Source organism: Steroidobacteraceae bacterium (assembly GCA_041395505.1).
Classification (GTDB): Bacteria; Pseudomonadota; Gammaproteobacteria; order Steroidobacterales; family Steroidobacteraceae; genus JAWLAG01.
On sequence record JAWLAG010000002.1, the window covers coordinates 80,955 to 104,997 of the forward strand.

The window sequence follows — 24,043 nt, forward strand, 5'->3', positions numbered from 1 at the left end:
CCTTGCGCGCTCACGGCAATACGGCAAGACCCTCGGCGGTATCCTCATCCGGGTCGGAGCGCCTTTCGGCGCCGCGCATCAGCCGGTCACGCACCGACTGCCATTGCGCGTCTTCGGGCACGGCTTGCACCAGAATGAGTTCGCAACCGGCCGTGTCAAGGGCGCGGAGATTCGCATACAGATCGTGTGCATAGACATCGAGTCGACGCCCGGCGTTCACCCAGGTCACCGACGGATAGGTTCGTAACGGCAGGCGTTGCGCCAGCACGGCAACGCGCCTGCCACCGTCGGATCGTTCGCGCGCTTCGACATCGATGTCATCGGCCGGCACGATGACCATCGGTGTCATCGGCGCGTAGTGGCGCCGATCGCTACCCGGGACACGCGGCGCATCGAGTGACGGCCCGATGGCAACCGGGCCGATGACCTCCTCGAGCTGCGCGACGCTGATCCAACCCGGACGCAGCAGCCGGGCGCCGTGCGCATCGAAGGCAACGATGGTCGATTCGATACCGATCTGGCATTCGCCGCCATCGAGGATGACCGGAACTTCCGTGCCGAACTCCTCGCGAACGTGCTCGGCACGCGTCGGCGACAAGCGGCCGTATCGATTGGCCGACGGCGCGGCGATGCCCCCGCCAAAGGCGGTGAGCAACTGCTGCGCCATGGGATGGGCGGGGACGCGCAGTGCAATGGTCTGCTGGCCGCCGGTGACCACGGTGTTGACGTTTTCGTGCTTCTCGAGAATGAGCGTGAGCGGACCGGGCCAGAACGCTTCGGCCAGCTTCTGCGCCGCACGTGGCACGCTCGCAGCCCAACGGTGCATGAAACGCTCATTGTCGAGATGGACGATGACCGGATGTTCGGCCGGTCGCCCCTTGACGCGAAAGAGCTTGCGCACCGCCGCCGGATTCTGGGCGTTGGCGCCAAGTCCGTAGACGGTCTCCGTGGGGAAAGCGACCAGCTCGCCATCGCGCAATGCTGCGACTGCGGCGTCGATCTCCTGCTGCGTGGCACGAACCCGGACCATGCGCGAATTCTAGGTCAATCGCCTCCCATGCGCGTTGCAAGATTCGTGATCTGCAACACGGAAAGGCTCTATTCGACGTCTTGCCGTTGCCAGCCGCTCTTTGTACGCGTCAACAGGTAGGCCGGCCAGTAGTGCTCGTCGAGCTTCAGCGTGATCACTTCCGCGGCGTTGTTCCAGGTGATGGTTTTCAGGCGCACGCTGCTGCGATCGGCCCGGCCGCGCAACAGCTTGATGAAGGAATCGAGATCCGGGGTCGGCACGCCGTCGAGTTCGGTGATGCGCCGCCCCGGATACAGTCCATAGCGCGAGGCCGGCGATCCATACGAGAAGTAGGCAACGTAGACACCCTCGGCCGCCGTGCCGCGCTGCGCGATCATGGCCCGGTGCGGCGCATGCAGCGTTGCACCGGCCCACAGCAGGACCTTGTCGAAATCATCACCGGTCAGTGCGACCGTAGGCACTTCGAGCGTAAGCTCGGCCCCGTCGCGCCAGACCGTGACCTTGACCCTCGGCCGGTCGGCAACCGCCGTCTCGACGCCGCGGTAGCTGCTGATCACCTTGTCATCGATAGACAGCAGCAGGTCGCCCTGCTGCAGGAGCTGCTGCGCCGGTGAGCTGCCGACCAGGCGTGTGATGATCAGCACGCGCCGCTGTGCCTCGGCGCCATTCGAGAGGCGCGCCAACCACTCGTCGCTAAGGCCAAATCGACGCGCCGCGGCGAGCGCAATGGCGCTGAATTCGGCTTCGAGAGAATTGATCGTACCGCCATCCTCGACGCGTGAGAGCATGTCTGCGACCAGTTCGATGGCTACGCCGCGATTCTGCTGCTGCATGTCGCGGCCGTCCTCATATGCGAAACTCGACCACAGGCCCGCGACCGCACCGCCGCGATCGACAATGACGCCGTCGAATTCCTGCGGCGCGTTCAGGAGCTGGATGACCTCGAGGTTGCTGTCGCGAAACTGCATGGTGCGCGACAACGGCAGGTCGAGTGATTCGATGTCGGCCACGGTGGTCGCGCGCTGCTTGATCTCGCCGTCGCGACTCAATCCGACCACGTTGACCGCATCACCGATCCGAAGCGGCCGCGTGGCAAGGCGCGCCGAACGCACCGGCGTCGATCCGATGAGCGCCGGATCGTATTGCAGCACCGCCAGATTGTGCAGCGGATGGACGAATACAACGCGCGCGGGTATTTCGAGCGAGCCTGCGAACGTGAGTCTCGCATCGCCGAGCGAGACCGGCACGGTATTGCGATCGACCACGACGAGGCCACGCGCAGCATCTGCGATCACCCCCGTGCCGTAGTAGTTCTTCTCGGTGATGCCGGCGATGGAATACGGCATGTCGAAGGTGACTCCGACCAGGGACGGGGCGATGCGCGTGAGCTTGGCGTCGGTGTATTTCGGGAAAGTGGTGCTGCCGCCGCTCGCAACCCCTGCCTTGTCCGCAGGTGCCGCCAGATCCGTGCAAGGCCACAGTCCTGTCGCATCGTCGCGGTGGCAACGCCGGGTCGCAAACCATCGCCAATCCATCCGCAATGATGCGACCTGGATGCTCGCCGGATCGTCGATGGTCGAATAGCGCACCAGTGCACGCTCGCCCTGTCCGAGCTTGGACACGGCTTCGACAAAGGCGTCCAGCCCGGGTACCTGGGTCCCATCGAGAGCACGAATGACGGCACCGCGCGGCACGCCGGCCGCGCCAAAGATATAGCCCGGATTGGCCACGTAGACGCCCGCGACCGGCAGGTTGAAATGGCGCGCCTGCTGATACGACAGGGTGTGTACGATGCCATCGCCGACTTCGAGGTATTCGTCCGGCGTGATTCCGTGCAGATCCGACACCGTGATTGCGGCATCGACGACCCGGCCGCCGCGCTCGATGAGCACCTGTACGGGCTTGCCGACGCTGCCATCGAGGATGTCCGCGAGCGGTTCGAATTGCGTGATGTAACGCTCGTTGACCTTGATCAGCACGTCGCCGGGCTGCAGCACCTTCTCGGCAGGCGAACCGGGCTGCACTTCCGCGACCACCAGCATGCCGGTCACGGCCGGGAAGGCATTGCGCACCGCGGCCTCGGTCCTGCCATCGAGTCCCAGCCGCTTCAATTCGTCATAGGGCGTGTAGGCGAAGCGTGCTTGCAGGGTACCCCGCGGCACCGGCTCGCCAGCCTGGATCAGTTCGAGCGCCCTTTTCACCCGATCGAGCGGCAGGTAGAAGCTCGAGGCCGCGCCGGTCGCACCACCGGCGTTCAATGCAATGACACGACCCTGTATGTCGACGACCGGCGACCCGGAGGAGCCGCCCGAGGTGCCGGATGCCGCCTGCAGGTAGAAGGTGTTGAAGTCGTTGTACTTGCCGATGCCATAGTCCGGCGCGTCGCGATCGAGCCGGGCGAGTGTGCCTGCGAGTATCGACAATTGCTCGCCGGCGTTGTTGCCGATCACCCTGATCTCACGGCCGATGCGCGCCCCTTCCGGGTACAACGGCAAGGACTCGGGATGGATGAAACGAAGTTTCGCCGGATCGTAGCGGTAGATGCCGAAGTCATGCACGGGGTCGCGGTACACGGCGCGCAGCTGCACTTCCTCGCGGTTGAGGAAAATCGCCTCCGCCGTGACCGGGCCGGGTGTAACCACGTGCCGATTGGTGAGAATCAGGCCGCGCGCCGCGTCGACGACGAACCCGGTCGCCTGGGCAGAACTGTTCCACTCGGTGTCGAAGGCGCGGGTCTGATCGACTTTGATCGACACGACACTTTGTGCGATTCGCGTCAGGGTACGCGCCCAGCCGGCGCTCTCCTGGGCGACAGCCTCCTGCAGAACCTGCCCAGGGACTTCGGCCGGCGCTTCGGCGGCGAGGGCTCCCGTGCAAATGAGCAGACAGAGACAAAAAGACAGTAGCTGTCGCATGAATGAAATCCCAGTCAGATGTTGAGTGCCGCGCCGAATTCGCCAAGGTAGCGGGAGCGCAATTCGCCCTGCGTGAAGCGATGATTCTGCGTGCCGTGATGTTCGATCTTCAGCGCGCCCAAGAGCGAGGCCAGTCGGCCTGTCTGCGGCCAGTCAAGACCACGTTGCAGGCCATACAGGAGACCAGCACGATAGGCATCACCGCAGCCGGTCGGGTCACGCACTTCGGCCGGTCGCGCTGGCGGAATCTGCAACTGCTGGCCCGCATGGTGGATGCACGATCCGGAGGCGCCGCGAGTCACGATCAGAGCCTCGACGCTTTGCGCCAGCTCATCGATGCCAAGGCCACAGCGCTCTGCCAGCAGGCTCGCTTCATAGTCATTCACCGCGACCCAGCGCGCCATGCTCACGAACCTGCGCAACTCATCGCCTGAGAACATCGGCAACCCCTGGCCGGGATCGAACAGGAAGGGAATGCCCTGGGCGTCGAATTGCGCGGCATGTTGCAACATGCCCTCGCGGCTCTCCGGCGCCACCACCCCGATTTCGATGCCGGCGCCGGATGGCACCTCGTTTCGATGTGCATGATTCATGGCGCCGGGGTGAAAGGCCGTGATCTGGTTATCGTCGAGGTCCGTGGTGATGAAGGCCTGCGCGGTGTATTCGTTGTCGATACGCAGTATGTGCTGCCGCGAAACACCGCAGTCGCGCAACCATGCCTCGTAGGGCGCGAAATCACTGCCCACGGTGGCCATGATCCTGCCATCACCGCCCAGGAGCTTGAGGTTATAGGCAATGTTGCCTGCGCAGCCGCCGAAATTGCGGCGCATGCCCGGCACCAGGAAGGACACATTCAGCATGTGAATTCGGTCGGCCAGGATATGGTCGCGAAACCTGCCGTCGAACACCATGACGGTATCGTAGGCCATGGATCCGCAGATGAGTGCGGTCATCGGTCGATCCTCATCAGAATAGCGCCCAGCGCGTGCCCAGTATCAGCAGCCAGCTGAGCGCAAGCAGCAGCAGGCTGAAAAAGACTGCCGCGGACCCGAGATCCTTGGCGCGACCCGACAGCTCGTGCACCTCGATGCCGACGCGGTCGATGGCCGCTTCGATGGCACTATTGACCAGCTCGATGATCAACACCAGCAACATCGGCGCCGTCAACGCCAGCTTCTCGAGCGGCGAGTTCCCGAACCAGAGTCCTGCCGGTAGGACCACGAGCGCGAGCAGCAGTTCAGAGCGGAACGAAGCTTCGTAGCGTATCGCCGCGGCGAGGCCTTTGGCGCTCGCCCGCATCGCCTTGAAGATGCGCATCGCGCCGCGAGGTTTTTCCCAACCTGTCACGCGGATTTGGGCTTCCAGGTCAGGTCGAGCTGCTTGGCCGCGCGTACATCGTCGAGGCGGCGCACCGGCATGGTCTGTGGCGCGTCGTTGACGAGCCTGGCGTTCGACTGCGATTCGGCGCGAATCGCCGCCATCGCCGCGATGAAGGCATCGAGAGTCTGCTTGCTCTCGGTCTCGGTCGGCTCGATCAACAGGCACTCCGGGACCAGCAACGGAAAATAGGTGGTCGGCGCATGAAAGCCATAATCGAGCAGGCGCTTGGCAAAGTCCATCGCCGTGACGCCCTGCTCGCGGGCACTGCGCTTCAGGCTGATGATGAACTCATGACTCGCGCGGCGCTGCGGATAAGCCGCCTCGAAACCCTCGTCGATGAGCCGCCGCAGCAGGTAATTCGCATTGAGTGTCGCGTAGTCCCCGACCCTGGCCATACCCTCGCGACCGAGCATGCGCATGTACACATAGGCGCGCAGCAGTACGCCCGCATTGCCCATGAACGCCGACAGACGACCGATGGATTGCGGCAGATCGTGCTCATCGAGCCAGCGAAAGGTCGCGCCGTCGCGCCCCACGACCGGCAATGGCATATACGGCAGCAGCCGCTGGCTGACGCCCACTGCGCCGGCACCCGGACCACCGCCACCGTGGGGCGTGGAGAAGGTCTTGTGCAGGTTCATGTGTATGACGTCGAAACCCATGTCGCCTGGACGCACCTTGCCGAGGATCGCATTGAGATTGGCGCCGTCGTAGTAGAGCAGACCGCCGCTGGCATGCACGAGGCCGGCGACTTCGGCGATGCCGCGTTCGAACACGCCGAGCGTCGAGGGATTGGTGAGCATGATGCCTGCCGTGCGTTCGCAAAGTGCGCCGCGCAGGGCATCGATGTCCACGTCACCATCGGACATGACAGGAATTTCCCGCACAACGCAGCCGCACATCGTTGCGGTCGCCGGATTCGTACCGTGCGCGGCGGCAGGCACGATGATTTCGTTGCGTGCGAGGTCGCCGCGCGCGCGATGGTAGGCGCGAATCATTGCCACGCCGGCGAACTCGCCATGCGCGCCCGCCATCGGACTCAGTGCGACGCCATGCATGCCGGTGACGGCTTTCAGCATCTCCTGCAATTCGTACATGCACTCGAGAAAGCCCTGGCTGACCTCGGCGGGTGCAAGTGGATGTCGCCCGAGGAATTCCGGCAGCATGGCAAACTGGTTGCAGGCCCGCGGGTTGTATTTCATGGTGCACGAGCCGAGCGGATAGAAGTGCGTGTCGATGGAAAAATTCAGCTGCGACAGGCGGGTGAAATGACGCACCACATCGAGCTCGCTCACCTGCGGCAACATGGGTGGCTCGCGACGCAGCGCGTCGGCGGGCAGGTCATCGGGGAGCGTCGCCGGCTCGGCCCATTGCGCATGGGCGCTGCGCCCGTCCTGAGAGTAATCGAATATGCAGGGTTCGCTGGTATGCATCTCGGTTCCGCGCCTCGGATTCAGGCCGCACGCTCGGCGGCCAACGCACTACGCAGGGCCTCGGCATAGCGTTCGATGTCGGCCGTGGTCTTGGTCTCGGTCGCAGCCAGCAGCAGCGCCGGGCCCAGGTCCGGATACGAGCGCAACAGGTCGATGCCACCGAGTATGCCCTGGCGCGCGAGCCGCGCGAGTATCGGCGCCACGGGTTGCGGCAGGCGCAGCACGGCCTCATGGAAGCGCGGCCCGGTGAATGCGAGCTCGACGCCCGGGATCTTCGTAAGCGCCGCACACAGCTCGCGCAGCCTTTGCATAGACTGGCGCGCGACGCTGGCGAGTCCCAGCGGCCCCAGGAGCGACATGTAGATCGTGGCCGCGGTCATCAACAGGCCCTGGTTGGTGCAGATGTTGGACGTCGCCTTGCCGCGGCGAATATGTTGCTCACGTGCCTGCAGCGTCAGCGCATAGCCGGTGCGGCCGTCGAGATCGACGGTGCGGCCGACGATCCGTCCCGGCATCTGCCGCACGTACTCCATGCGCGTCGTCATGAAACCAAAATAGGGGCCACCGCTCGAGAGCGGCACGCCGAGTGGCTGGCCCTCGCCCACGACAATATCGGCGCCGCGTGCGCCCCATTGCCCCGGTGGCTTCAATACCGCCATCGCCGTAGGATTGACCACAGCGATTACCATCAGGCCGGCCTCATGCGCGAGATCGGTCAGCGTATCGACATCCTCGAGCATGCCGAAGAAATTCGGCTGCTGGATGATCAGTGCGCAGGCGCCCTCGCCGATCGCTGCTGCAACCGTTGCGCGATCGAGGCGCCCGGTCGCGGCCTGGTAAGCGAGGGAGAGAAACTGCAGCCCTTGCTGGCCGGCGCTCGCGAAGGCGACATCGCGATAATGAGGATGCAGCGCCGCCGAGTGCAGGAATCGACGGCTGCGATCACGACGGTGCGCCCGCACCGCCATGAGCGCCGCTTCCGCCAAAGCCGAGGCGCCGTCATAGAGCGTGGCGTTGGACACCTCCATGCCGGTCAGGCTCGCCATCATGGTCTGGTATTCATAGATGGTCTGCAGCGTGCCCTGGCTCGCTTCCGCCTGGTATGGCGTGTAGGCGCTGTAGAACTCGCCGCGGGTCGCAATCGCCCAGACGGCCGCCGGGATGTGATGTTCGTAGGCGCCGGCGCCGATGAAATTGAGCGGCGCACCGTCCATTGCGGCGCGCTCGCGCATCAGGCGGCCGACCGCGAATTCGTTCAGACCCGCGGGAACGGCTTGCAATGACTTGATGCGCAGCGCGGGCGGAATTTCATCGAACAGGTCATCGATGCTGCGCGCGCCGACGGCGGCCAGCATCTGCTCGAGATCGGCCGGTGTGTGCGGAATGAACGGCATGGCGAGGGTCGCGTTCAGGCGGTTTCGCTGGCGAGCAGCGCTTCGTATTCGCCAGCGCTGATTACCGTGCCCGGGTCGAGCTCGGCGCCCGCGGCGAATCGCAACATCCAGCCCGCGCCATAAGGATCCTGGTTGATGAGTTCGGGGCTTGCAGCGAGTGCATCGTTCCCCTCGCTCACCGTGCCGGCGATTGGGCTGTATACGTCGGAGGCGGCCTTGACCGATTCCACCACCGCGCAGGCCTCGCCGCGCGCCAGTTGCCGGCCGGATTCGGGCAGTTCGACGAAAACCAGATCGCCAAGAGCCTGTTGCGCATGGTCGGTAATGCCGACCTCTATCGAGCCGTCGGAACGCTCGCGCAGCCATTCGTGGGTGCGCGTGTATTTGAGATCGTTGGGAACAAGGCTCATCGGTGCATCCTCACTGCAAATGGGTACGGCAATGGATTCAAACGGCCACCAGCACCTTGCCGTGGCGAACGAACGGTGGCTTGACGATGCGCGCCCGTAGTGGTTTGTCGCGCACCTGTACATCGACTTCACCTTCGATGGCGCGCGCAATGCGCGCGAGCGCAATGGATCGGCCAAGCGTGGGCGCAAATCCGCCCGAGGTCGTCGCGCCGACGGTCGTGCCGCCTTGCAGGACATCCTGGTGGGCCCGCAGCACACCGCGGCCCTCGAGCACGAGTCCGACGAGCTTGCGTTCGCTGCCTCGCCGGCGAATCGCTTCGAGCGCCGCACGGCCCAGGAAATCGCGCGTGGCTGGTTCGAATGCGCAAGTCCAGGCCAGGGCCGACTCGAGCGGATGCGTCGATTCGTCCATGTCGTTGCCGTAGAGGTTCATCCCAGCCTCCAGGCGCAGCGTATCGCGCGCGCCGAGCCCAATTGGCGCGACCTCGACATCGCGCAGGTCCTGCCAGCGCCGCACGGCGAGGTCCGCGGGCAGGATCACCTCGAAGCCGTCTTCGCCCGTGTAGCCGGTGCGCGCGATGAACTCCCGCGCGCAGCTGGCCGCATGGAACGGCTCGAGCGCAAGCACCGTGGCGCGATCCGCGCTCGAGAGCAAACGTGCAACCTTATCGCGGGCCAGCGGACCCTGTACGGCCAGCATCGCCAGGTCGTTGCGCTCGTGCACGGCGACATCGAAGGCAAGCGCATGGCCGCGTATCCAGGCGAGATCCGCATCGCGCCGCCCGGCATTGACCACCAGGCGATAATTGCGATCATCGATGTAATAGGCGATCAGATCGTCCAGCACCATGCCATGCTCGTTCAGCATGCAGCTGTATAACGCGCGACCCGGCGTGGTCAATTTGGCGACGTCGTTCGCGAGCAGCCGGCCGAGCAGCTCCTGGCTGCGTTCGCCCTCGAGGTCGACGACCGCCATGTGCGAGACATCGAAAACGCCGGCGGCGCGGCGCACTGCGTGGTGCTCATCGAGCTGCGAGCCATAATTGAGCGGCATCTCCCAGCCGCCGAAGTCGATCATGCGGGCGCCGGCGGCCAGATGAGATGCGTACAACGGTGTGCGTCGTGCCAAATCCGTCTCCCGGTCTTTCACGACCACCCGCGGCGAAAGACAAAAAAGGCGGCAGGAACACTGCTGCTCCTGCCGCCCCTCTGTCCATTGACCTGAGAGATCGAGCGCCGGACCCGCGGTCCTGCGCCTCACCCCTTCGGTGTGCGAACCGCTGCGGTTCGCCACTCTCCAGAGACCGCTTCGGGATCGCCATCCTTTTGCCTGAGCGTTTCCGGGCGGAACTTGCGCCTTCGGCGCCGCGAGCACAGTCGCGGACTCTCTGATCGATACCTGCGGGTATTCATAATATACACCACTGGCGGGGGCATTTCGTCATCATCAACTGGCGCCGCGGTCCGGCGAAGCGCAAAATTTCGACTTCACCCATGCGATGCCGTTTGCATACGATGACCTTGAATCTGCCGATTTGCGGGCACTATTGCCAGCCTCCTGCGACCAGGCGCAGCGCCCTGGCGCCCCGCTCGTGACTCGCAAGCCGCGTCACGCGGTGCAGGTCGGTTCGATCACGCTCGGCGGGGACCATCCCATCGTCGTGCAATCGATGACCAACACCGATACCGCCGACGTCGAAGCGACCGCACTGCAGGTGCGTGCCCTGGCCAATGCCGGCTCGGAACTGGTGCGCATCACGGTCAATAGCGACGCCGCAGCGGCTGCCGTGCCACACATCCGCGATCGGCTCGCCCGGTTTGGCGTCGACGTGCCGCTGGTGGGTGACTTTCACTTCAATGGTCACAAGCTGCTGGCAGAGCATCCCGGCTGCGCGCAGGCGCTCGACAAATACCGCATCAATCCGGGCAACGTCGGCCGCGGCAGCAAACGCGATCCGCAGTTCTGCGCAATGATCGAAACCGCCTGCCGCTATGGCAAACCGGTGCGCATAGGCGTCAACTGGGGCAGCCTCGATCAGGACCTGTTGACGCGGCTGATGGACGCCAACAATGCCAGTGCGGCTCCGCGCAGCGCCCGCGAGGTCATGCACGAGGCGATCATCACCTCCTGCCTCGACAGCGCCGAGCGCGCCGTGGATATCGGACTCGGGCCCGAGCGCATCGTCCTGTCCGCCAAGGTGAGCGGCGTGCAGGATCTGATTGCGATCTATCGCGCCCTGGCGCAGCGCTCGCGCCATCCGTTGCACCTTGGCCTCACCGAAGCGGGCATGGGCAGCAAGGGCATCGTCGCTTCCACCGCTGCGATGGCGGTGCTGCTGCAGGATGGCATCGGCGATACCATTCGGGTTTCGCTCACACCCGAACCCGGGGGTGACAGAACCCAGGAAGTCCGCGTGGCCCAGGAGATGCTGCAGTCCCTCGGTTTACGCGCCTTTGCCCCGCAGGTCATCGCCTGCCCGGGTTGCGGGCGCACCACCAGCAGTTTTTTCCAGGAGCTCGCGCGCGATATCGAGTTGCACCTTCGCGAACGCATGCCGCACTGGCGCAGCCGGCACCCCGGCGTCGAACAGATGACGGTCGCCGTCATGGGCTGCGTGGTCAACGGTCCCGGCGAGAGCAAGCATGCGCACATCGGCATCAGCCTGCCCGGCACGGGCGAGAGACCGGTCGCGCCGGTCTATGAAGATGGCGTCAAGACCGTGACGCTCAAGGGCGAGCACATTGCCGAGCAATTCACCGCACTGGTCGAAGATTACGTCGCGCGCCGCTTTGGTCCCGATGGCGCACACAGGAAGGATCAGCCATGAGTCAATATGCCGACCGGCACTGTACGCCCTGCGAGGGCGGCCTGGCGCCGCTTGCGCGCGAGCAGGCGGTGGCCGCGCTCGCGCAGCTCGCGCCCGGCTGGGAGCTCGGAGCGGCTGCGGGGGAGCTCGCGCGGCGGTTCACGTTCAAGGATTTCTACCGCACGATGAGTTTCGTCAACGCGATCGCGCATATCGCCAATCGCGAGGATCATCACCCGGATCTGAAGGTCGGCTACGGCTACTGCGAGGTCGTCTACCGCACCCACGCCATTGACGGTCTTTCGGACAATGACTTCATCTGCGCCGCCAAGATCGACCTGCTGATTGAGTCCTGAACAATGCCTCGGGCCTCTCGCCGCTCAAGCCGAGCGCGCGCCGCGCAAAGAAGTTCTTGAGCGGCCCGGCGCCGTTCACCCAGCCAAGGCCACTCACAGCAAGGCGAGTTGCGCTGCCGCTGCCCGTCGCGAGTACAGCCTGCAGCGCATTCATCGCGCCGGCCATGGCGAGGTTCTCGCTCTTGCGCCAGCGCTCGTAGTTGCGAAGTCCCGCCAGCGCGCCGCAATCCTCGCCGCGCCGGTGCTGCTCGCCGAGGCATTGCACGAGCGCGGCTGCATCGAGCAGGCCGAGATTCGCGCCCTGCCCCGCCAGCGGGTGCACGACATGGGCGGCATCGCCAATCAGCGCAAAGCGTGGCAGCACGTAGCGATCGGCCGCGTGGTAGCCAAGCGGCACGGCCTGCACTTCGGTGACTGCCTGAAGCTGGCCGAGTACCTGGGCTGATGCCAGGGTCAGCTCGTTTTCCAGCGCATCGGGTGCGAGGGCGAGCAGACGCTCGGCGTTCGCCGCTGCGGTTGCCCAGACGATGGAGGAACAGCCGTCTGCGAGCGGCAGGAGTGCCAGCGTGCCATCGCCGAGAAAGCGCTGCCACGCCGTGCGCTGATGCGATCGCTCCGTACGGAAATTGCCAACCAGGGCGAGCTGCCCGAAACTGCCTTGCTTCCCGCCGAGACCCGCCAGCGTGCGCAGGCGCGAGCGCGCGCCGTCGGCGGCGATCACCAACCCGCCGCGCAACGGACCGTCGCTCGTCGTCAATACGACACTGTCGGCTGCGAAATCGAGTCCGGTGATTTCGCAGAAGCGGGTCGCAATGCCGAGCGCCAGCGCGCGCTCGTGGAACAGCTGTTGCAACAGGTCGTTCTCGACGATCATGCCGAGGTTGGGCTCGGCGATTTCCGCTGCGTCGAAATCGAGCGCGCGCGCATCCGTGGGCGCGACACTGTGATGCCAGACATGCATACGCTCGTAGATGCCAGCACGGGGATGCTCGGACAATGGCGCACCACCGACATGCTGCAGCAAGCGCTCCCCGGCGCGCGATACCGCAAGCACTCGCGATCGCAGCGGCGCGGTGGGATCGAATCGCGGCGGTGCGTTGCGATCGACGAGCAATACCCGCAAGCCCTGCAAATCGGGGTTGCGTCGCAGCAACGCTGCGCAGGCGAGGCCGGCCACACCGGCGCCGACCACGATGATATCGGCGTCGCGCCCCGTCATGGCCTCGCTCCCCGCGCGAGCCGCGGACTCGAACCTGCCATGCCGTAGCTGATGCCGGCGAGCGCGCGCTTCACCGGCGGCGCCAGGTCGAACAGCAGCAGACCCAGATCGCGCGCAGCTGCGAGCCAGGGGCGGCGATCGCCGAAGGTCCTGATCAGCGTATCGGTGAAACGCGTGACGGCCTCGCGGTCGGCATTGCGCGCGTTCGCATAGCGCGCGAGTTGCGCCTCGCTGCCCGGATCGCCAACGGCTTCCTGCAGCCACTCACAGACGAATGCGACGTCGCGCAGCCCGAGATTGAATCCCTGTCCCGCCACTGGATGCAGGGCCTGCGCGGCGTTGCCTATGACCAATGTGCGCCGACCGACCAGGCCGCTCGCTCGCGACAGCTGCAACGGATAGCTGCCGCAACGCGCGAGCCGCTGCATGCGGCCTGCCCGCCAGCCGAAGGCGTCTTGCAGCTGCGCGAGAAAGGTCGCATCGTCAAGTGCGAGTGCGGTCGCGGCATCGCTCGCAGGACGGGTCCAGACGGCCGTGAACTGCCGATCGGAGCGCGGCAACAACGCGATCGGACCCTGCGGCGTAAAGCGCTCGTAGGCAATCCCGCGGGCTGCACTGTCTGTCTCGACATTGGCCACCAGCGCAACCTGCTCGTAGTCCTCGACCTCGACGTCGATGCCCGCAGCCTGGCGCACCACCGAGTGGGCGCCGTCGGCAGCGATCAGCAGAGGCGCCTGCAGCAGGTGCTGGCCCTCGCGCAAACGGGCGCTCACGCGCGCGAACCGTGTTTCGTATTCGACGTTCTCGACCCTGGCAGGTACCAGCAGCGAAACATTTTCCATCGCGGCAAGACGCGCCCACAACACCGTACCGATTACCCGATTCGGCACGACATAGCCGAAAGCCGCGAGATCGAGCTCCGATGCGTCGAGGCGCGCGAAACCAAAGCGACCGGCGTCGGACACGTGGATCTGTTCGATCGCCGCCGCCTCGCGCTCGATCTGCGGCCAGACCCCGAGCGCGGTGAATATCTGTCGGCTGCCGTTCCCGAGTGCAGTGGTACGTTCGTCGAAACTCGGCTGCAGGGCACTGTCCGCGGCAATCGCTTCGAGCAGCGCGACGCTTCTGCCCGACTGTCCAAGCGCCAGTGCAAGACTCGCGCCGACCATGCCCCCGCCAACGATCAGGACATCGAATTCGCCGGGTAACGCCGCGCTCATCGCCGCATGGACATGAGTTTTTCAATGGCCTTGACCGATTTGGGCGCAGTCTCGGTCAATACCTCGGGGCCGCTCGTACCGACAATCACGTCGTCCTCGATGCGTATGCCCGTACCTGCGAGTCCGCGTGGCAGCCCGCGCATGCCCTTCGGAAAATACAGCCCCGGTTCGATGGTGAGGGCCATGCCTGGTTCGAGAACGCGCCAGGCGTCGCCGAGCTTGTAGTCGCCAACGTCGTGGACATCCATCCCGAGCCAGTGACCGGTACGATGCATGTAGAACTTGCGGTAGGCGTCCGATTTGACGAGCTGGCCGGGCTTGCCCTTCAGGACGCCGAGTTTCACCAGCCCTTCGGTCAGGACCCGCACCGCCGCATCGTGGGGTTCGTTCCAGTGATTGCCCGGCCGAACCTTGTCGATGGCGGCCTGGTTTGCCGCCAACACAACCTCATAGACCGCGCGTTGCACCGGGCTGAACCTGCCGTTCACCGGGTAGGTGCGTGTGATGTCCGACGCGTAGTAGCGGTACTCGCAACCTGCATCGACCAGCAACAGCTCGCCGCTCACCAGCGGCGCGCGATTCTCGTGATAGTGCAGGATGCAGGCGTTGCGCCCGCCGGCGACGATCGGCTGGTAGGACAGCTCGGCGCCGGCCAGGTGAAACTCATGGAGCAATTCAGCGGCGATCTGGTACTCGTAACGGCCGGCGCGGGCGGCACGCATAGCCCGCTGGTGTGCCCGGCAACCGATCGCGGCGGCTTCGCGCATCTGGGCGATCTCGGCACGGCTCTTGGTGAGGCGCATGTCGTGCAACAGGTGCTGCAGCGCGACGACTTCGGCCGGCGCATGGCGATCGTAGCGACCATGAGCGCGCAAGCCGTTGATCCAGCCCAGGAGCCGCTGCTCGAACTGCCAGTTGACGCCCATGGCATAGAAGACCTTGTCGCGATTCTCGAGCAGCCCGGGCAGGATTTCGTCGATGTCGCCAATCGGAAAGGCATCGTCTGCTCCGAAATCGCGCACCGCGCCGGCGGGCCCCGCGCGCAGCCCATCCCAGGTCTCGCGCTGCGGATCGCGGTCGCGCACGAACAGGATGTACTCGGCGGCACGGCGCTTCGGCACCAGGACTGCAACGGCTTCGGGCTCGCCAAACCCGGTCAGGTAATGGAAGTCACTATCCTGGCGGTAGCGGTGTTCGACATCCGAATTGCGCATCTGCAGTGGCGCCGATGGCACCACCGCGATGCTGCCCGGTCCCATGCTGCGCATGAGCTGCGCCCGGCGCCGTGCGTATTCGGCCGCTGCAACCGGTCTCGGCCGCGCGACCATCAGTGCAGCACCGGCCGCTCGACGTTGCCGGGGCGACGCCTGTCGGCCAGTTCCTCGAAAATCAGCTGCACGCCGACCCGCACGAACTCCACCAGTTCGACGAAGGCCGTTTCGTTTCGCTCCTCGCCCTCACTCGCATCGACACCAATGTGGGTGATCTCGGTCAGGTCGCGCACCACTTCGCCGACCTCGCCAGGCATGTCCGCGGCATCGCGCAGACCGTGGGTACCTAGCCCGTAGAGAAAGCCCTGGCACCAAAGTCCAAGCGCTTCGGCGCGCGACTCGATCGGCATGTCATCGGCCGGCAGCAGCAACTGCAGTGCAAGCTCCTGCCCCTCGAGTGCATTGCGCGTACCGCTGTAGATCTTGTCCAGCCACAGCGCAAGCTTGTTGTCAATGGCAAGGGATGGCTGAATTTCGGCGATCCAGTCATCGATGGCATAGTCCGCGCCCGAACACAGGGCGCCGGCCAGGGCGCCATGCGCCTCGGCCACCGCGGTCACCGCATGAACCTGATCGAAGAGTTTCGAAAGCAGCGCATAGTCGGCGGCAGTCATGCGGCCATTATGCCCGAAGCGCTGATTGTGATTGACCAGTCCGCGCATGCGGACCTATAGTTTTCCAATGAACGACACTGCAACCACGGTCGACAGCGAACTGAAGAGACTCGAAAAGCGCTTCGAAGAGCTTCTGGCAACCATAGGCCGGCTCAAGGAAGAAAACCGCGCACTCAAGCAGCGCCAGGAAATGCTCGCAACCGAGCGCGCAGGATTGCTCCACAAGAACGAACAGGTTCGCACGCGGGTCGAGGCGATGATCAATCGCCTGAAGACGCTGGAGCACGGCGCATGAGCGAGCCGGCGGTGACCCGCGTCGGGGTGCGCATCCTCGAGAAGGAATACCAGATCGCCTGCCCGCATGAGGAGCGTTCGGATCTGCTCGATTCGGCCGAATACCTCAACTCGAAAATGAAGGAAATCCGTGACACCGGCAAAGTCGTTGGCCTCGACCGGATCGCGATCATTGCGGCGCTCAATCTCGCCAACGAACTGCTGAAGATCAAGAGCCAGGGCAGCCAGGTCTCGCACAACGTCGGTGGCCGGTTACGCAACCTGCGTGAACGGGTCGAGTCCGCCCTCGAAAAGGGTCAACAGCTCGAGCTTTGAGCAAAACTGCCAACTGTCGCAAGAAACGCACGACAATCCCTTCACGGCCCGCGCGCGCATCGTGTAGATTCATCCACGCGTCGCCTGCGGTGTTCGACAGCGGATCGGGTTACCTCTCGACCCTAATTGAAACACCCTCGGGGCCCTTGAGCTTGCCGGCTGAATTGTGCAAGTCCGCCATGAGCGGGAAGCCTTACCAACCGCAGCTTGCCCCACCTGTTGCTCTGGTTCGAGAGCAATGGTTCGCACCGGCACCGGCGGGCGACGCGCTCTTCGACCTCCACCATGACTGACATCGCCGCCTTGCGCACCCGCCTGAGGCAGCGTCGCGCCGCCGTCAGCCCGACCGATCGCGCAGATGCCGGCCGGCGCATCGCGCATTGCCTGCGCGGCCTGCACCTGCTGCGTCCGCGTGCACGTATTGCCGTCTACCTGCCGACGCCCACGGAAGTCGATTGCTGGCCAACCATCCTCGCTGCGCAACGCAATGGCTGCGCGCTCTACGCCCCGGTCATCAGCGACTATGCTCACCGGCGCATGCGGCTGTGCCCGCTGCACCCCCCTCTGTCGACGAATCGCTATGGCATCGACGAACCTGCCGATGCCGATTGGCTCGATCCGCGCTGGTGCCAGGTGATACTGCTGCCGCTGTTGGGGTTCGATCAGCTCGGCAATCGTCTCGGCATGGGGGCCGGCTACTATGATCGGCTGTTGAGGTTTCGGGCGCTGCGGCGCAGGTGGCGTGGGCCGTTGCTGATCGGCCTCGGTTACGAGGCACAGCGATGCCCGGCGCTCACGCCGAAGACCCACGACATTCAACTGGATGCCGTTGTAACTGAAAGTGGTATCCGAAGGTTCTGGAGATAGTCCCGATGCAGTACTGGCTCATGAAAAGCGAACCACAGTCATTTGGTATAGATGACCTCGCGGCGGCTCCCGGACGCCGCACTGCCTGGGACGGCGTGCGCAATTACCAGGCTCGCAACTATCTTCGCGATGCCATGAAGCGCGGGGACCGGGGGTTTTTCTACCATTCGAGCTGCGCGGAGCCGGGCATAGTCGGCATCGTCGAAGTCGTGCGCGAGGGCTATGCGGATGCGAGCGCGTTCGACCCGGATGACCATCACTACGACCCCAAGAGCGATCCGGATCAGCCCCGCTGGTACGTCGTCGATGTGCGACTGGTGCGCAAACTCCGTCGCACCATCACGTTGGATGAGTTGCGCAAGCATGTGCGCAAGCTCGATGGCCTGCTGTTGTTGCAACGTGGCAATCGACTTTCAATCACTCCGGTGAGTGAAGGACACTGGCAGTACATACTCAAACTCGAATGAAGCGTGACCGGGGTCACGTTGTGTCACTGGATGCCACTTACTTGTAATTTATTTCTTCGTGTATATACTCCGACCTCGGACTAACCTGTAAATGGAGATGACAATGGCAAAACGTAAAGCCAAGAAGAAAGCGAAGAAAGCCGCCAAGAAGAAGTAAGGCTTTTTTCAGACCTTCGCGGCGAGCGGGATTTCCTGCTCGCCGCCTTCAGATTCCAGACGATGCCCGCGCAAGCGGGCATCGTCTTTTTTGTCTCTGGCAACCGTCCCTTCGGCATGGCAGCATCGCGCCTGGATGGCACAGATACAGGACAACAAGAAGCGTCTGGCTGCGGCAGCCGCAATCGATTTCGTAACCCCGGCTGCCGTGCTCGGGGTAGGCACCGGGTCGACGGTCAACATCTTCATCGAACTGCTGCTGGCTTCGGAACGCCGGCCAGGCGCTGCCGTTTCGAGCTCCGAAGCCACAACCAGGGCCCTGCGAGCGGGCGGAATCGACGTGCTGGACCTGAACGATGCCGGTGAACTCGACCTGTACGTCGATGGCGCGGACGAAGCCACCTGGCAGCGCGAACTGATCAAGGGTGGCGGCGGCGCCCTCACCCGCGAGAAGATCGTTGCAGGAGCATCGCGTCGCTTCGTCTGCATGATCGATGACAGCAAGCTGGTGAGCCGACTGGGTGCCTTCGGCGTTCCGGTCGAGGTCATACCGATGGCGCGCGAGCATGTCGCCCGGAAGTTGCGCGCCCTGGGCGGTACACCCCAGTGGCGACGAGATGTCACGACCGACAACGGCAACCAGATCATCGACCTCAAGGGACTCAGCATTGCGGACCCGGCCGCGCTCGAGGCCGAGATCAATCAGATCGCGGGTGTGGTGAGTGTTGGCATATTCGCGACCCGCGGTGCCGATGTGCTGCTCATCGGCACGGCGAGCGGTTGCGAACAACGCTGAAAATGAACGGGCCCGCACGAGGCGGGCCCGAGTATGGCTGGGGGACTAGGATTCGAACCTAGGTTAGCGGAGTCAGAGTCCGCTGTCCTACCACTAGACGATCCCCCAATGGATGCGCGTGACAGGCCGACGGACCGCGATCAGCGCTTCGAGTACTGCGTTCCGCGCCGCGCCTTGCGACGGCCAACCTTCTTGCGCTCGACTTCGCGCGCATCGCGCGTGACGAAACCGGCAGCCCGCAGGGGTTTGCGCAGATTTTCGTCGTACTCGATCAGGGCGCGCGTGATGCCGTGGCGGATTGCGCCTGCCTGCCCGGTGGTGCCGCCGCCGCTTACCCGCGCGACCACGTCGAACCGGCTTTGCATCTCGATGGTCTCGAGCGGTTGTCGCACGATCATGCGGCCTGTTTCGCGACCGAAGAACTCTTCGAGCGGTCGGTCATTGACGGTGATCTTGCCGCTCCCGGGCCGCAGATAGACCCGCGCTGCCGCGGTCTTGCGTCGTCCGGTTCCGTAGGGTTGAGTCGAGGCCATGGCTGGGATCGTCCTTCTGAGATGGGGTTAGAGCTCGAGCGCCTTCGGCTGCTGAGCAGAGTGCGGGTGGCTGTCGCCGGCGAACACATGCAATTTGCGAAACATGCGCCGGCCCAGGGTGTTCTTCGGCAGCATGCCTTTGACGGCGAACTGGATGGCCCGCTCCGGGCGTTGCTCGAGAAGCTTGCCGAGCGCTATCGACTTGAGATTGCCGATGAACCCCGTGTGCCGGTAGTAGATCTTGTCGTTGAGCTTGTTGCCCGTAACAGCGACCTTGCCGGCATTGATCACCACGATGTGATCGCCCATGTCCACGTGCGGGCTGTAGTCGGCCTTGTGCTTGCCGCGCAGGCGATGGGCGATTTCAGTGGCAAGGCGCCCGAGCGTCTTGCCCGAGGCGTCGACCAGGTACCAGTCGCCGCGTACGGCGCCAGGCTTGGCGAACTGAGTCTTCATATGCTTAGAACCTTGGGGGTCCGGGGGTACCAAAAAAGGCCGGGAAGTGTACTTGAAGCCACCCTGCCAATGCAAAGTGGCGGTCCGGGGCGGGACTCGGCCCCTGCCCCCGTGGGGACATATAATGAGTGCATGCGCGAATTGGGGCCCCTCGACCAGCTTCTGGGCACACTTGGGCAGGCACTCGGCGCCCTGGCGGCCCCGCCGGTGGCTCGCCGCCGCGCCCCCGCCGCAGCACAGGACAGTCTCAGCGAACCCGCCCGGCGCGAGGCCGCGGGCCTCATGCGTGTCAACCACGCCGGCGAGGTCGCGGCCCAGGCCTTGTACCAGGGCCAGGCCTTGTTCGCGCGCGATGCAGGGACGCGCGATTTTCTCCATCGAGCGGCCGCCGAGGAGCAGGATCATCTCGCCTGGTGCGAGGAGCGCCTGCATGAACTCGGCAGCCAACCATCGCTGTTGAAACCCCTCTGGTATGCCGGTTCATTTGCGATCGGCACGATCGCAGGACTCGCGGGCGATCGCGTGAGCCTCGGCTTCGTGCGCGAAACCGAGAGCCAGGTCGAAGCGCATCTGCATGGCCATCTCGAACGTCTGCCTGCGGATGATCACAGGAGCCGCAGCATCGTTGCCGCGATGTGCAGCGACGAAGCGGCGCACGGTGCGAACGCTGCTGCCGCCGGTGGCATCGAGCTGCCCGCGCCAGTGCAGTCACTGATGCGGGCAGCGGCGCGCGTAATGACCAGCACAGCCTATTGGCTTTGAATATGTAATAATTCGCCGCCAGTCGATGCCAGGCATCGGCCATGGCGGACCCTGGGGAGACGTTGCGCTAATGGAAGAGAACATCAAGCCACTGAGCGAGATTCCGGCAATCAACCGGTTTTTGAGCTATTGCCGTATTCGGACAGTGCCATCCAAGACCGTGGTGATCCACGCTGGCGACATGCCCGATGTCCTTTACTACATCATCTCCGGCTCGGTCGAGGTGATGATCGAGGACGAGGAAGGCAATGAAATGGTCCTCGCCTATCTCAACAAGGGACAGTTCTTTGGCGAAATGGGACTGTTCTACGAACAGCCGACGCGCAGCGCCTGGGTACGTACGCGCAACCAGTGTGAGCTGGCCGAAATGACCTATCCGCGTTTTCGGCAGATCGCGGCGGAAAGCCCGGGGCTCATTTTCGAGCTGGCGACCCAGCTGGCGACGCGCCTCGATCGCACCAATCGCAAGTTGGGTGACCTCGCCTTCGTCGACGTTACCGGCCGTGTCGCTCATGCCATCATGGATCTGTGCGGCGAGCCCGATGCCATGACGCATCCCGAGGGCATGCAGATCAAGGTGTCGCGGCAGGAACTGTCGCGACTGGTCGGCTGCTCACGTGAAATGGCGGGACGGGTGCTCAAGGTGCTCGAGGAGCAAGGCCTGTTGCGCGCCACCGGCAAGACCATCGTGGTGTTCAATGCGCGCCCGAAAATGAAAACGCGCCCGGTCGTCGTACCGGCCACCGGGAAGGCGAGTCCGGCGGCGGTGCGCAGCAGCTACGACGACGATGATGATGACGACGACGAGGATTGAATCGCGCGCCGCATGGCGCTGATGGTCGCGGCATAATCGCCGCTGCCGAATATTGCCGATCCGGCGACGAAGGTGTCGGCCCCCGCACCCGCTATGGCGCCGATGTTGTCCACCTTGACGCCACCATCGATCTCCAGCCGCACCGGCCGCGCGCCCGCATCGATCCGGCGGCGAATCGCGCGCAGCTTCTCGAGCGCGAGCGGTATGAACTGCTGGCCCGCGAATCCGGGATTGACCGACATCACCAGCACCAGATCGAGCTCGGCAAGCGTGTAATCGAGCACATCGAGCGGTGTCGCCGGGTTCAGTACCAGGCCCGCCCGGCAGCCTGCGGCATGGATGAGCTCGATGCTACGGTCGACGTGATCGCTGGCCTCGGGATGGAAGGATATGTAGGTCGCTCCGGCGCGTGCGAACTCGCTGATCAATGCATCCACGGGCCGCACCATCAGGTGCACGTCGATCGGCGCGCTGATCCCGTGCTTGCGCAGTGCACTGCACACCAGCGGACCGACTGTGAGGTTCGGCACGTAGTGATTGTCCATGACGTCGAAATGAATGAGGTCGGCCCCGGCACGCAGCACCGCCTCGACTTCCTCGCCCAGGCGGGCAAAGTCGGCTGACAGTATCGACGGGGCTATCCAGGGCTTGGCGGGCACAGGCGCTAGTCTACGCGACTCACTGGCGAGGTTCAGCCGGTCCCGCGCGTCTTGCGTATGAGGTCATAGGCCTCGATGATCTGCCGGGTTCGCTCCTTGGCATGTTCGAGCATGGACTCGGGCAGGCCGTTGGCTTTGAGCTTGTCCGGATGGTGGCGCGACAACTGACGCCGGTAGGCTTTGGCGACTTCCGGGTCCGTGGCCGTGTCGTTGATCTCGAGCACTTCGTAGGCATCACGTAATGCACCCTGGCGCGCAGCGGCACTCGACGGTTCGGCGCCTGCGGTCGAGCCCCGAATGCGCAGCACAGCCTCGAGATGCGCGAGCTCGAGTGCCGAGACGCCGAGACTGGCGCCGATGCGTTGCAGGATCTGGCGCGCAGGTCCTGCCATGTCGCTGCCGCCGAGCGCGGCGCGCAACTGGATTTCCATGAATATGCGGCGCAGGTCGGCGCGGCCGCGGCAGGCACGCTGCAACGAGGCGACAGCATCGCCGAGCGCAAAGCCCGGCGCCTTGCCGCGTCCGAAGCATTCGATGGCGGCGCGCCGCGAAGCATCGTCGAGTTTCAGTTGCTCCATGATCGCGCTTGCCGCGGCGATCTCCGCCTCGGACACGCGGCCATCCGCCTTCGCCACATAGCCCATGATTTCGAAGGTGGCGGCGAAGAAGCGCTGCGCGACCTCGGCGGGCGGCAGCTGTGGCGCCAGCTCATCGCTGCCATCGGCTGCATGATCGAACTGATGGCCGAGCAGGCCGCCGACGAGCGCGCCGATTGGGCCACCCGCGAACAGCCCGATCACACCGCCGATCAATTTACCCGTCCATCTCGCCATGTCCTGCCCCGCAAGCGGTCGTCTTGACCGTACGCGCCTGGCGGCCGCAAGATGCTCGGCGCGTGTGGCGCGCATGTTAACAGGCGTGGCCGCGAACGCCGCGCACGCGGCCCTGATCTTCACACTCATACCCGAAGCCATGCCCCGACTCGTCCATAGCACCTCGCTCACCGGTCTCGAAAAACTGCACACCGGCAAGGTTCGCGACATCTATGCGCTCGATGAGAAGTCGATGTTGATCGTCACCACCGACCGGCTGTCGGCCTTCGATGTCGTGCTGCCCGATCCGATACCCGGCAAGGGCGCCGTCCTGAACGGTATCTCGCTCTACTGGTTCAATGAGCTGCGTTACATCGTGCCCAATCATCTGCTCGATCGTGACCCCACCGAGGTCGTGCCGGTGGCCGCCGAGCGCGAGATCGTGGCTGGCCGTTCGATGGTCGTCGCGCGTCTTCGCGCGCTGCCGATCGAGGCGGTGGTGCGTGGCTATCTGATCGGCTCGGGTTGGAAGGACTATCGCGCGAGCGGCATGGTCTGCGGCATCGCACTGCCGCCGGGTCTGCAACAGGCGGCACAGCTGCCGCAGCCCATTTTCACACCGGCGACCAAGGCGGCCGTTGGCGATCACGATGAGAACATCAGCTTCGAGGCCGCGGCGGGCCTGATCGGCAGCGAACTCGCGACGCAGGTACGCGAAGTGTCCCTGCGTCTGTACGCGCATGCCGCGCGACACGCCGCGGCGCGGGGCATCATCATCGCGGACACCAAGTTCGAGTTCGGTCTCGATGATGACGGCCGACTTACGCTGATCGACGAAGTGCTGACGCCGGACTCGTCGCGTTTCTGGCCCGCGGCCAGCTATCGGCCAGGCAGTAGCCCGCCGAGTTTCGACAAACAATTCGTGCGCGACTACCTCGAAACCCTCGACTGGGACAAGCGCGCACCAGGGCCAAGGCTGCCGCCGCAGATCATCGAACGCACTGCGGAGAAATACGCCGAGGCCTACCGGCGCCTTACCTCGCCTGCGGCGACGGCATAGCCA

At 64.6% G+C, this 24,043-nt stretch carries 25 protein-coding genes, 1 tRNA gene, 1 other RNA gene, 1 pseudogene and 1 riboswitch; of the genes and pseudogenes, 11 read left to right on the forward strand and 17 right to left on the reverse strand.

Going from position 1 to position 24,043, the window contains the following annotated elements; genetic code table 11:
* Positions 1-10: 10 nt before the first annotated feature.
* From R3E77_13015 to gcvT, 8 genes are all read right to left on the reverse strand, one after another.
* On the reverse strand, positions 11-1,030 hold the full coding sequence (locus R3E77_13015) for an L-threonylcarbamoyladenylate synthase (protein ID MEZ5500337.1): 1,020 nt from the start codon (positions 1,028-1,030) through the stop codon (positions 11-13).
* Between the two features lie 68 nt (positions 1,031-1,098).
* Positions 1,099-3,945: a PDZ domain-containing protein gene (locus R3E77_13020; GenBank protein ID MEZ5500338.1), complete on the reverse strand. Its 2,847-nt coding sequence runs from the start codon at positions 3,943-3,945 to the stop codon at positions 1,099-1,101.
* Positions 3,946-3,959: 14 nt separating this feature from the next.
* Positions 3,960-4,898, reverse strand: coding sequence for a carbohydrate kinase family protein (locus R3E77_13025; protein ID MEZ5500339.1), 939 nt, complete (start codon positions 4,896-4,898; stop codon positions 3,960-3,962).
* Between the two features lie 13 nt (positions 4,899-4,911).
* Positions 4,912-5,262 (reverse strand): diacylglycerol kinase, encoded by a 351-nt coding sequence (locus R3E77_13030; protein MEZ5500340.1) that lies wholly within the window; start codon positions 5,260-5,262, stop codon positions 4,912-4,914.
* Between the two features lie 26 nt (positions 5,263-5,288).
* Positions 5,289-6,758 (reverse strand): aminomethyl-transferring glycine dehydrogenase subunit GcvPB, encoded by a 1,470-nt coding sequence (gene gcvPB / locus R3E77_13035; protein ID MEZ5500341.1) that lies wholly within the window; start codon positions 6,756-6,758, stop codon positions 5,289-5,291.
* Positions 6,759-6,778: 20 nt separating this feature from the next.
* Positions 6,779-8,152 carry an aminomethyl-transferring glycine dehydrogenase subunit GcvPA gene (gene gcvPA, locus R3E77_13040; protein MEZ5500342.1) on the reverse strand — a complete coding sequence of 458 codons (1,374 nt, stop codon included), beginning with the start codon at positions 8,150-8,152 and terminating at the stop codon, positions 6,779-6,781.
* A 14-nt stretch (positions 8,153-8,166) separates the two neighbouring features.
* Positions 8,167-8,562, reverse strand: coding sequence for a glycine cleavage system protein GcvH (gcvH, locus tag R3E77_13045; protein MEZ5500343.1), 396 nt, complete (start codon positions 8,560-8,562; stop codon positions 8,167-8,169).
* Between the two features lie 37 nt (positions 8,563-8,599).
* A complete protein-coding gene (gcvT, locus tag R3E77_13050; protein ID MEZ5500344.1) occupies positions 8,600-9,691 on the reverse strand; it encodes a glycine cleavage system aminomethyltransferase GcvT in 1,092 nt (363 codons plus the stop codon).
* 179 nt (positions 9,692-9,870) lie between these two features.
* Positions 9,871-9,965, reverse strand: a riboswitch (glycine riboswitch).
* A gap of 189 nt (positions 9,966-10,154) precedes the next feature.
* Between gcvT and ispG the strand changes: the two genes are divergently transcribed.
* Positions 10,155-11,390, forward strand: a complete 1,236-nt coding sequence (gene ispG / locus R3E77_13055) for a flavodoxin-dependent (E)-4-hydroxy-3-methylbut-2-enyl-diphosphate synthase (GenBank protein MEZ5500345.1) — start codon at positions 10,155-10,157, stop codon at positions 11,388-11,390.
* Positions 11,387-11,725 (forward strand): 4a-hydroxytetrahydrobiopterin dehydratase, encoded by a 339-nt coding sequence (locus R3E77_13060; GenBank protein ID MEZ5500346.1) that lies wholly within the window; start codon positions 11,387-11,389, stop codon positions 11,723-11,725. Before ispG ends, R3E77_13060 begins: the two co-directional genes overlap by 4 nt.
* Here the strand turns inward: R3E77_13060 and R3E77_13065 are convergent.
* Genes R3E77_13065 through R3E77_13080 form a run of 4 tightly spaced genes read right to left on the reverse strand, consistent with a single transcriptional unit; the run spans position 11,685 to position 16,049 of the window.
* Positions 11,685-12,944, reverse strand: a complete 1,260-nt coding sequence (locus R3E77_13065) for an FAD-dependent monooxygenase (GenBank protein MEZ5500347.1) — start codon at positions 12,942-12,944, stop codon at positions 11,685-11,687. The genes R3E77_13060 and R3E77_13065 overlap by 41 nt on opposite strands.
* Entirely contained in the window at positions 12,941-14,164 is a 1,224-nt protein-coding gene (gene ubiH / locus R3E77_13070; GenBank protein MEZ5500348.1) for a 2-octaprenyl-6-methoxyphenyl hydroxylase, read from the reverse strand. The genes R3E77_13065 and ubiH overlap by 4 nt, the downstream gene beginning before the upstream one ends.
* Positions 14,161-15,492, reverse strand: coding sequence for an aminopeptidase P N-terminal domain-containing protein (locus R3E77_13075; GenBank protein ID MEZ5500349.1), 1,332 nt, complete (start codon positions 15,490-15,492; stop codon positions 14,161-14,163). Before R3E77_13075 ends, ubiH begins: the two co-directional genes overlap by 4 nt.
* A complete protein-coding gene (locus R3E77_13080) occupies positions 15,492-16,049 on the reverse strand; it encodes a UPF0149 family protein (protein ID MEZ5500350.1) in 558 nt (185 codons plus the stop codon). The genes R3E77_13075 and R3E77_13080 overlap by 1 nt, the downstream gene beginning before the upstream one ends.
* 67 nt (positions 16,050-16,116) lie before the next feature.
* Here R3E77_13080 and R3E77_13085 point away from each other — a divergent pair, with 67 nt between their 5' ends.
* The 6 genes from R3E77_13085 (at position 16,117) to rpiA (ending at position 18,944) form a co-directional block, all read left to right on the forward strand.
* Positions 16,117-16,344 carry a TIGR02449 family protein gene (locus R3E77_13085; GenBank protein MEZ5500351.1) on the forward strand — a complete coding sequence of 76 codons (228 nt, stop codon included), beginning with the start codon at positions 16,117-16,119 and terminating at the stop codon, positions 16,342-16,344.
* A complete protein-coding gene (locus R3E77_13090) occupies positions 16,341-16,658 on the forward strand; it encodes a cell division protein ZapA (GenBank protein MEZ5500352.1) in 318 nt (105 codons plus the stop codon). Before R3E77_13085 ends, R3E77_13090 begins: the two co-directional genes overlap by 4 nt.
* 78 nt (positions 16,659-16,736) lie before the next feature.
* A non-coding RNA gene (ssrS, locus tag R3E77_13095) (6S RNA) lies at positions 16,737-16,926 on the forward strand.
* 17 nt (positions 16,927-16,943) lie between these two features.
* Complete coding sequence (locus tag R3E77_13100; protein ID MEZ5500353.1) at positions 16,944-17,525, forward strand: 5-formyltetrahydrofolate cyclo-ligase; 582 nt, start codon at positions 16,944-16,946, stop codon at positions 17,523-17,525.
* 5 nt (positions 17,526-17,530) lie between these two features.
* Positions 17,531-17,992: an EVE domain-containing protein gene (locus R3E77_13105; protein MEZ5500354.1), complete on the forward strand. Its 462-nt coding sequence runs from the start codon at positions 17,531-17,533 to the stop codon at positions 17,990-17,992.
* Between the two features lie 292 nt (positions 17,993-18,284).
* Entirely contained in the window at positions 18,285-18,944 is a 660-nt protein-coding gene (gene rpiA, locus R3E77_13110; protein MEZ5500355.1) for a ribose-5-phosphate isomerase RpiA, read from the forward strand.
* A 34-nt stretch (positions 18,945-18,978) separates the two neighbouring features.
* Here rpiA and R3E77_13115 read toward each other — a convergent pair.
* The 3 genes from R3E77_13115 to rplM all read right to left on the reverse strand — a co-directional run bounded on the left by R3E77_13115 (position 18,979) and on the right by rplM (position 19,933).
* Positions 18,979-19,052: transfer RNA gene (locus tag R3E77_13115), tRNA-Gln, on the reverse strand.
* Between the two features lie 32 nt (positions 19,053-19,084).
* Positions 19,085-19,477, reverse strand: coding sequence for a 30S ribosomal protein S9 (gene rpsI, locus R3E77_13120; GenBank protein MEZ5500356.1), 393 nt, complete (start codon positions 19,475-19,477; stop codon positions 19,085-19,087).
* Between the two features lie 27 nt (positions 19,478-19,504).
* Positions 19,505-19,933 (reverse strand): 50S ribosomal protein L13, encoded by a 429-nt coding sequence (rplM, locus tag R3E77_13125; GenBank protein MEZ5500357.1) that lies wholly within the window; start codon positions 19,931-19,933, stop codon positions 19,505-19,507.
* A gap of 132 nt (positions 19,934-20,065) precedes the next feature.
* Between rplM and coq7 the strand changes: the two genes are divergently transcribed.
* Together coq7 and crp are read left to right on the forward strand one after the other, a co-directional pair.
* Complete coding sequence (coq7, locus tag R3E77_13130) at positions 20,066-20,695, forward strand: 2-polyprenyl-3-methyl-6-methoxy-1,4-benzoquinone monooxygenase (protein ID MEZ5500358.1); 630 nt, start codon at positions 20,066-20,068, stop codon at positions 20,693-20,695.
* Between the two features lie 70 nt (positions 20,696-20,765).
* Positions 20,766-21,401: pseudogene (gene crp, locus R3E77_13135) on the forward strand (cAMP-activated global transcriptional regulator CRP).
* Positions 21,402-21,472: 71 nt separating this feature from the next.
* Here crp and rpe read toward each other — a convergent pair.
* Positions 21,473-22,168 (reverse strand): ribulose-phosphate 3-epimerase, encoded by a 696-nt coding sequence (gene rpe / locus R3E77_13140; GenBank protein MEZ5500359.1) that lies wholly within the window; start codon positions 22,166-22,168, stop codon positions 21,473-21,475.
* Between the two features lie 32 nt (positions 22,169-22,200).
* Positions 22,201-23,001: a co-chaperone DjlA gene (gene djlA / locus R3E77_13145; GenBank protein ID MEZ5500360.1), complete on the reverse strand. Its 801-nt coding sequence runs from the start codon at positions 22,999-23,001 to the stop codon at positions 22,201-22,203.
* A gap of 85 nt (positions 23,002-23,086) precedes the next feature.
* Between djlA and R3E77_13150 the strand changes: the two genes are divergently transcribed.
* The gene (locus tag R3E77_13150) at positions 23,087-24,040 is read left to right on the forward strand and encodes a phosphoribosylaminoimidazolesuccinocarboxamide synthase (GenBank protein ID MEZ5500361.1); all 954 of its coding nucleotides are present in this window, start codon (positions 23,087-23,089) and stop codon (positions 24,038-24,040) included.
* Positions 24,041-24,043: the final 3 nt, after the last annotated feature.

Coding starts and splice junctions, on each gene's coding strand:
- R3E77_13015 (MEZ5500337.1), bottom strand. CDS start 1,030: ATGGTCCGGGTTCGTGCCACGCAGCAGGAGATCGACGCCGCAGTCGCA.
- R3E77_13020 (MEZ5500338.1), bottom strand. CDS start 3,945: ATGCGACAGCTACTGTCTTTTTGTCTCTGTCTGCTCATTTGCACGGGA.
- R3E77_13025 (MEZ5500339.1), bottom strand. CDS start 4,898: ATGACCGCACTCATCTGCGGATCCATGGCCTACGATACCGTCATGGTG.
- R3E77_13030 (MEZ5500340.1), bottom strand. CDS start 5,262: ATGCGCATCTTCAAGGCGATGCGGGCGAGCGCCAAAGGCCTCGCCGCG.
- gcvPB (MEZ5500341.1), bottom strand. CDS start 6,758: ATGCATACCAGCGAACCCTGCATATTCGATTACTCTCAGGACGGGCGC.
- gcvPA (MEZ5500342.1), bottom strand. CDS start 8,152: ATGCCGTTCATTCCGCACACACCGGCCGATCTCGAGCAGATGCTGGCC.
- gcvH (MEZ5500343.1), bottom strand. CDS start 8,562: ATGAGCCTTGTTCCCAACGATCTCAAATACACGCGCACCCACGAATGG.
- R3E77_13060 (MEZ5500346.1), top strand. CDS start 11,387: ATGAGTCAATATGCCGACCGGCACTGTACGCCCTGCGAGGGCGGCCTG.
- R3E77_13065 (MEZ5500347.1), bottom strand. CDS start 12,944: ATGACGGGGCGCGACGCCGATATCATCGTGGTCGGCGCCGGTGTGGCC.
- ubiH (MEZ5500348.1), bottom strand. CDS start 14,164: ATGAGCGCGGCGTTACCCGGCGAATTCGATGTCCTGATCGTTGGCGGG.
- R3E77_13075 (MEZ5500349.1), bottom strand. CDS start 15,492: ATGGTCGCGCGGCCGAGACCGGTTGCAGCGGCCGAATACGCACGGCGC.
- R3E77_13080 (MEZ5500350.1), bottom strand. CDS start 16,049: ATGACTGCCGCCGACTATGCGCTGCTTTCGAAACTCTTCGATCAGGTT.
- R3E77_13085 (MEZ5500351.1), top strand. CDS start 16,117: ATGAACGACACTGCAACCACGGTCGACAGCGAACTGAAGAGACTCGAA.
- R3E77_13090 (MEZ5500352.1), top strand. CDS start 16,341: ATGAGCGAGCCGGCGGTGACCCGCGTCGGGGTGCGCATCCTCGAGAAG.
- R3E77_13100 (MEZ5500353.1), top strand. CDS start 16,944: ATGACTGACATCGCCGCCTTGCGCACCCGCCTGAGGCAGCGTCGCGCC.
- R3E77_13105 (MEZ5500354.1), top strand. CDS start 17,531: ATGCAGTACTGGCTCATGAAAAGCGAACCACAGTCATTTGGTATAGAT.
- rpiA (MEZ5500355.1), top strand. CDS start 18,285: ATGGCACAGATACAGGACAACAAGAAGCGTCTGGCTGCGGCAGCCGCA.
- rpsI (MEZ5500356.1), bottom strand. CDS start 19,477: ATGGCCTCGACTCAACCCTACGGAACCGGACGACGCAAGACCGCGGCA.
- rplM (MEZ5500357.1), bottom strand. CDS start 19,933: ATGAAGACTCAGTTCGCCAAGCCTGGCGCCGTACGCGGCGACTGGTAC.
- coq7 (MEZ5500358.1), top strand. CDS start 20,066: ATGCGCGAATTGGGGCCCCTCGACCAGCTTCTGGGCACACTTGGGCAG.
- djlA (MEZ5500360.1), bottom strand. CDS start 23,001: ATGGCGAGATGGACGGGTAAATTGATCGGCGGTGTGATCGGGCTGTTC.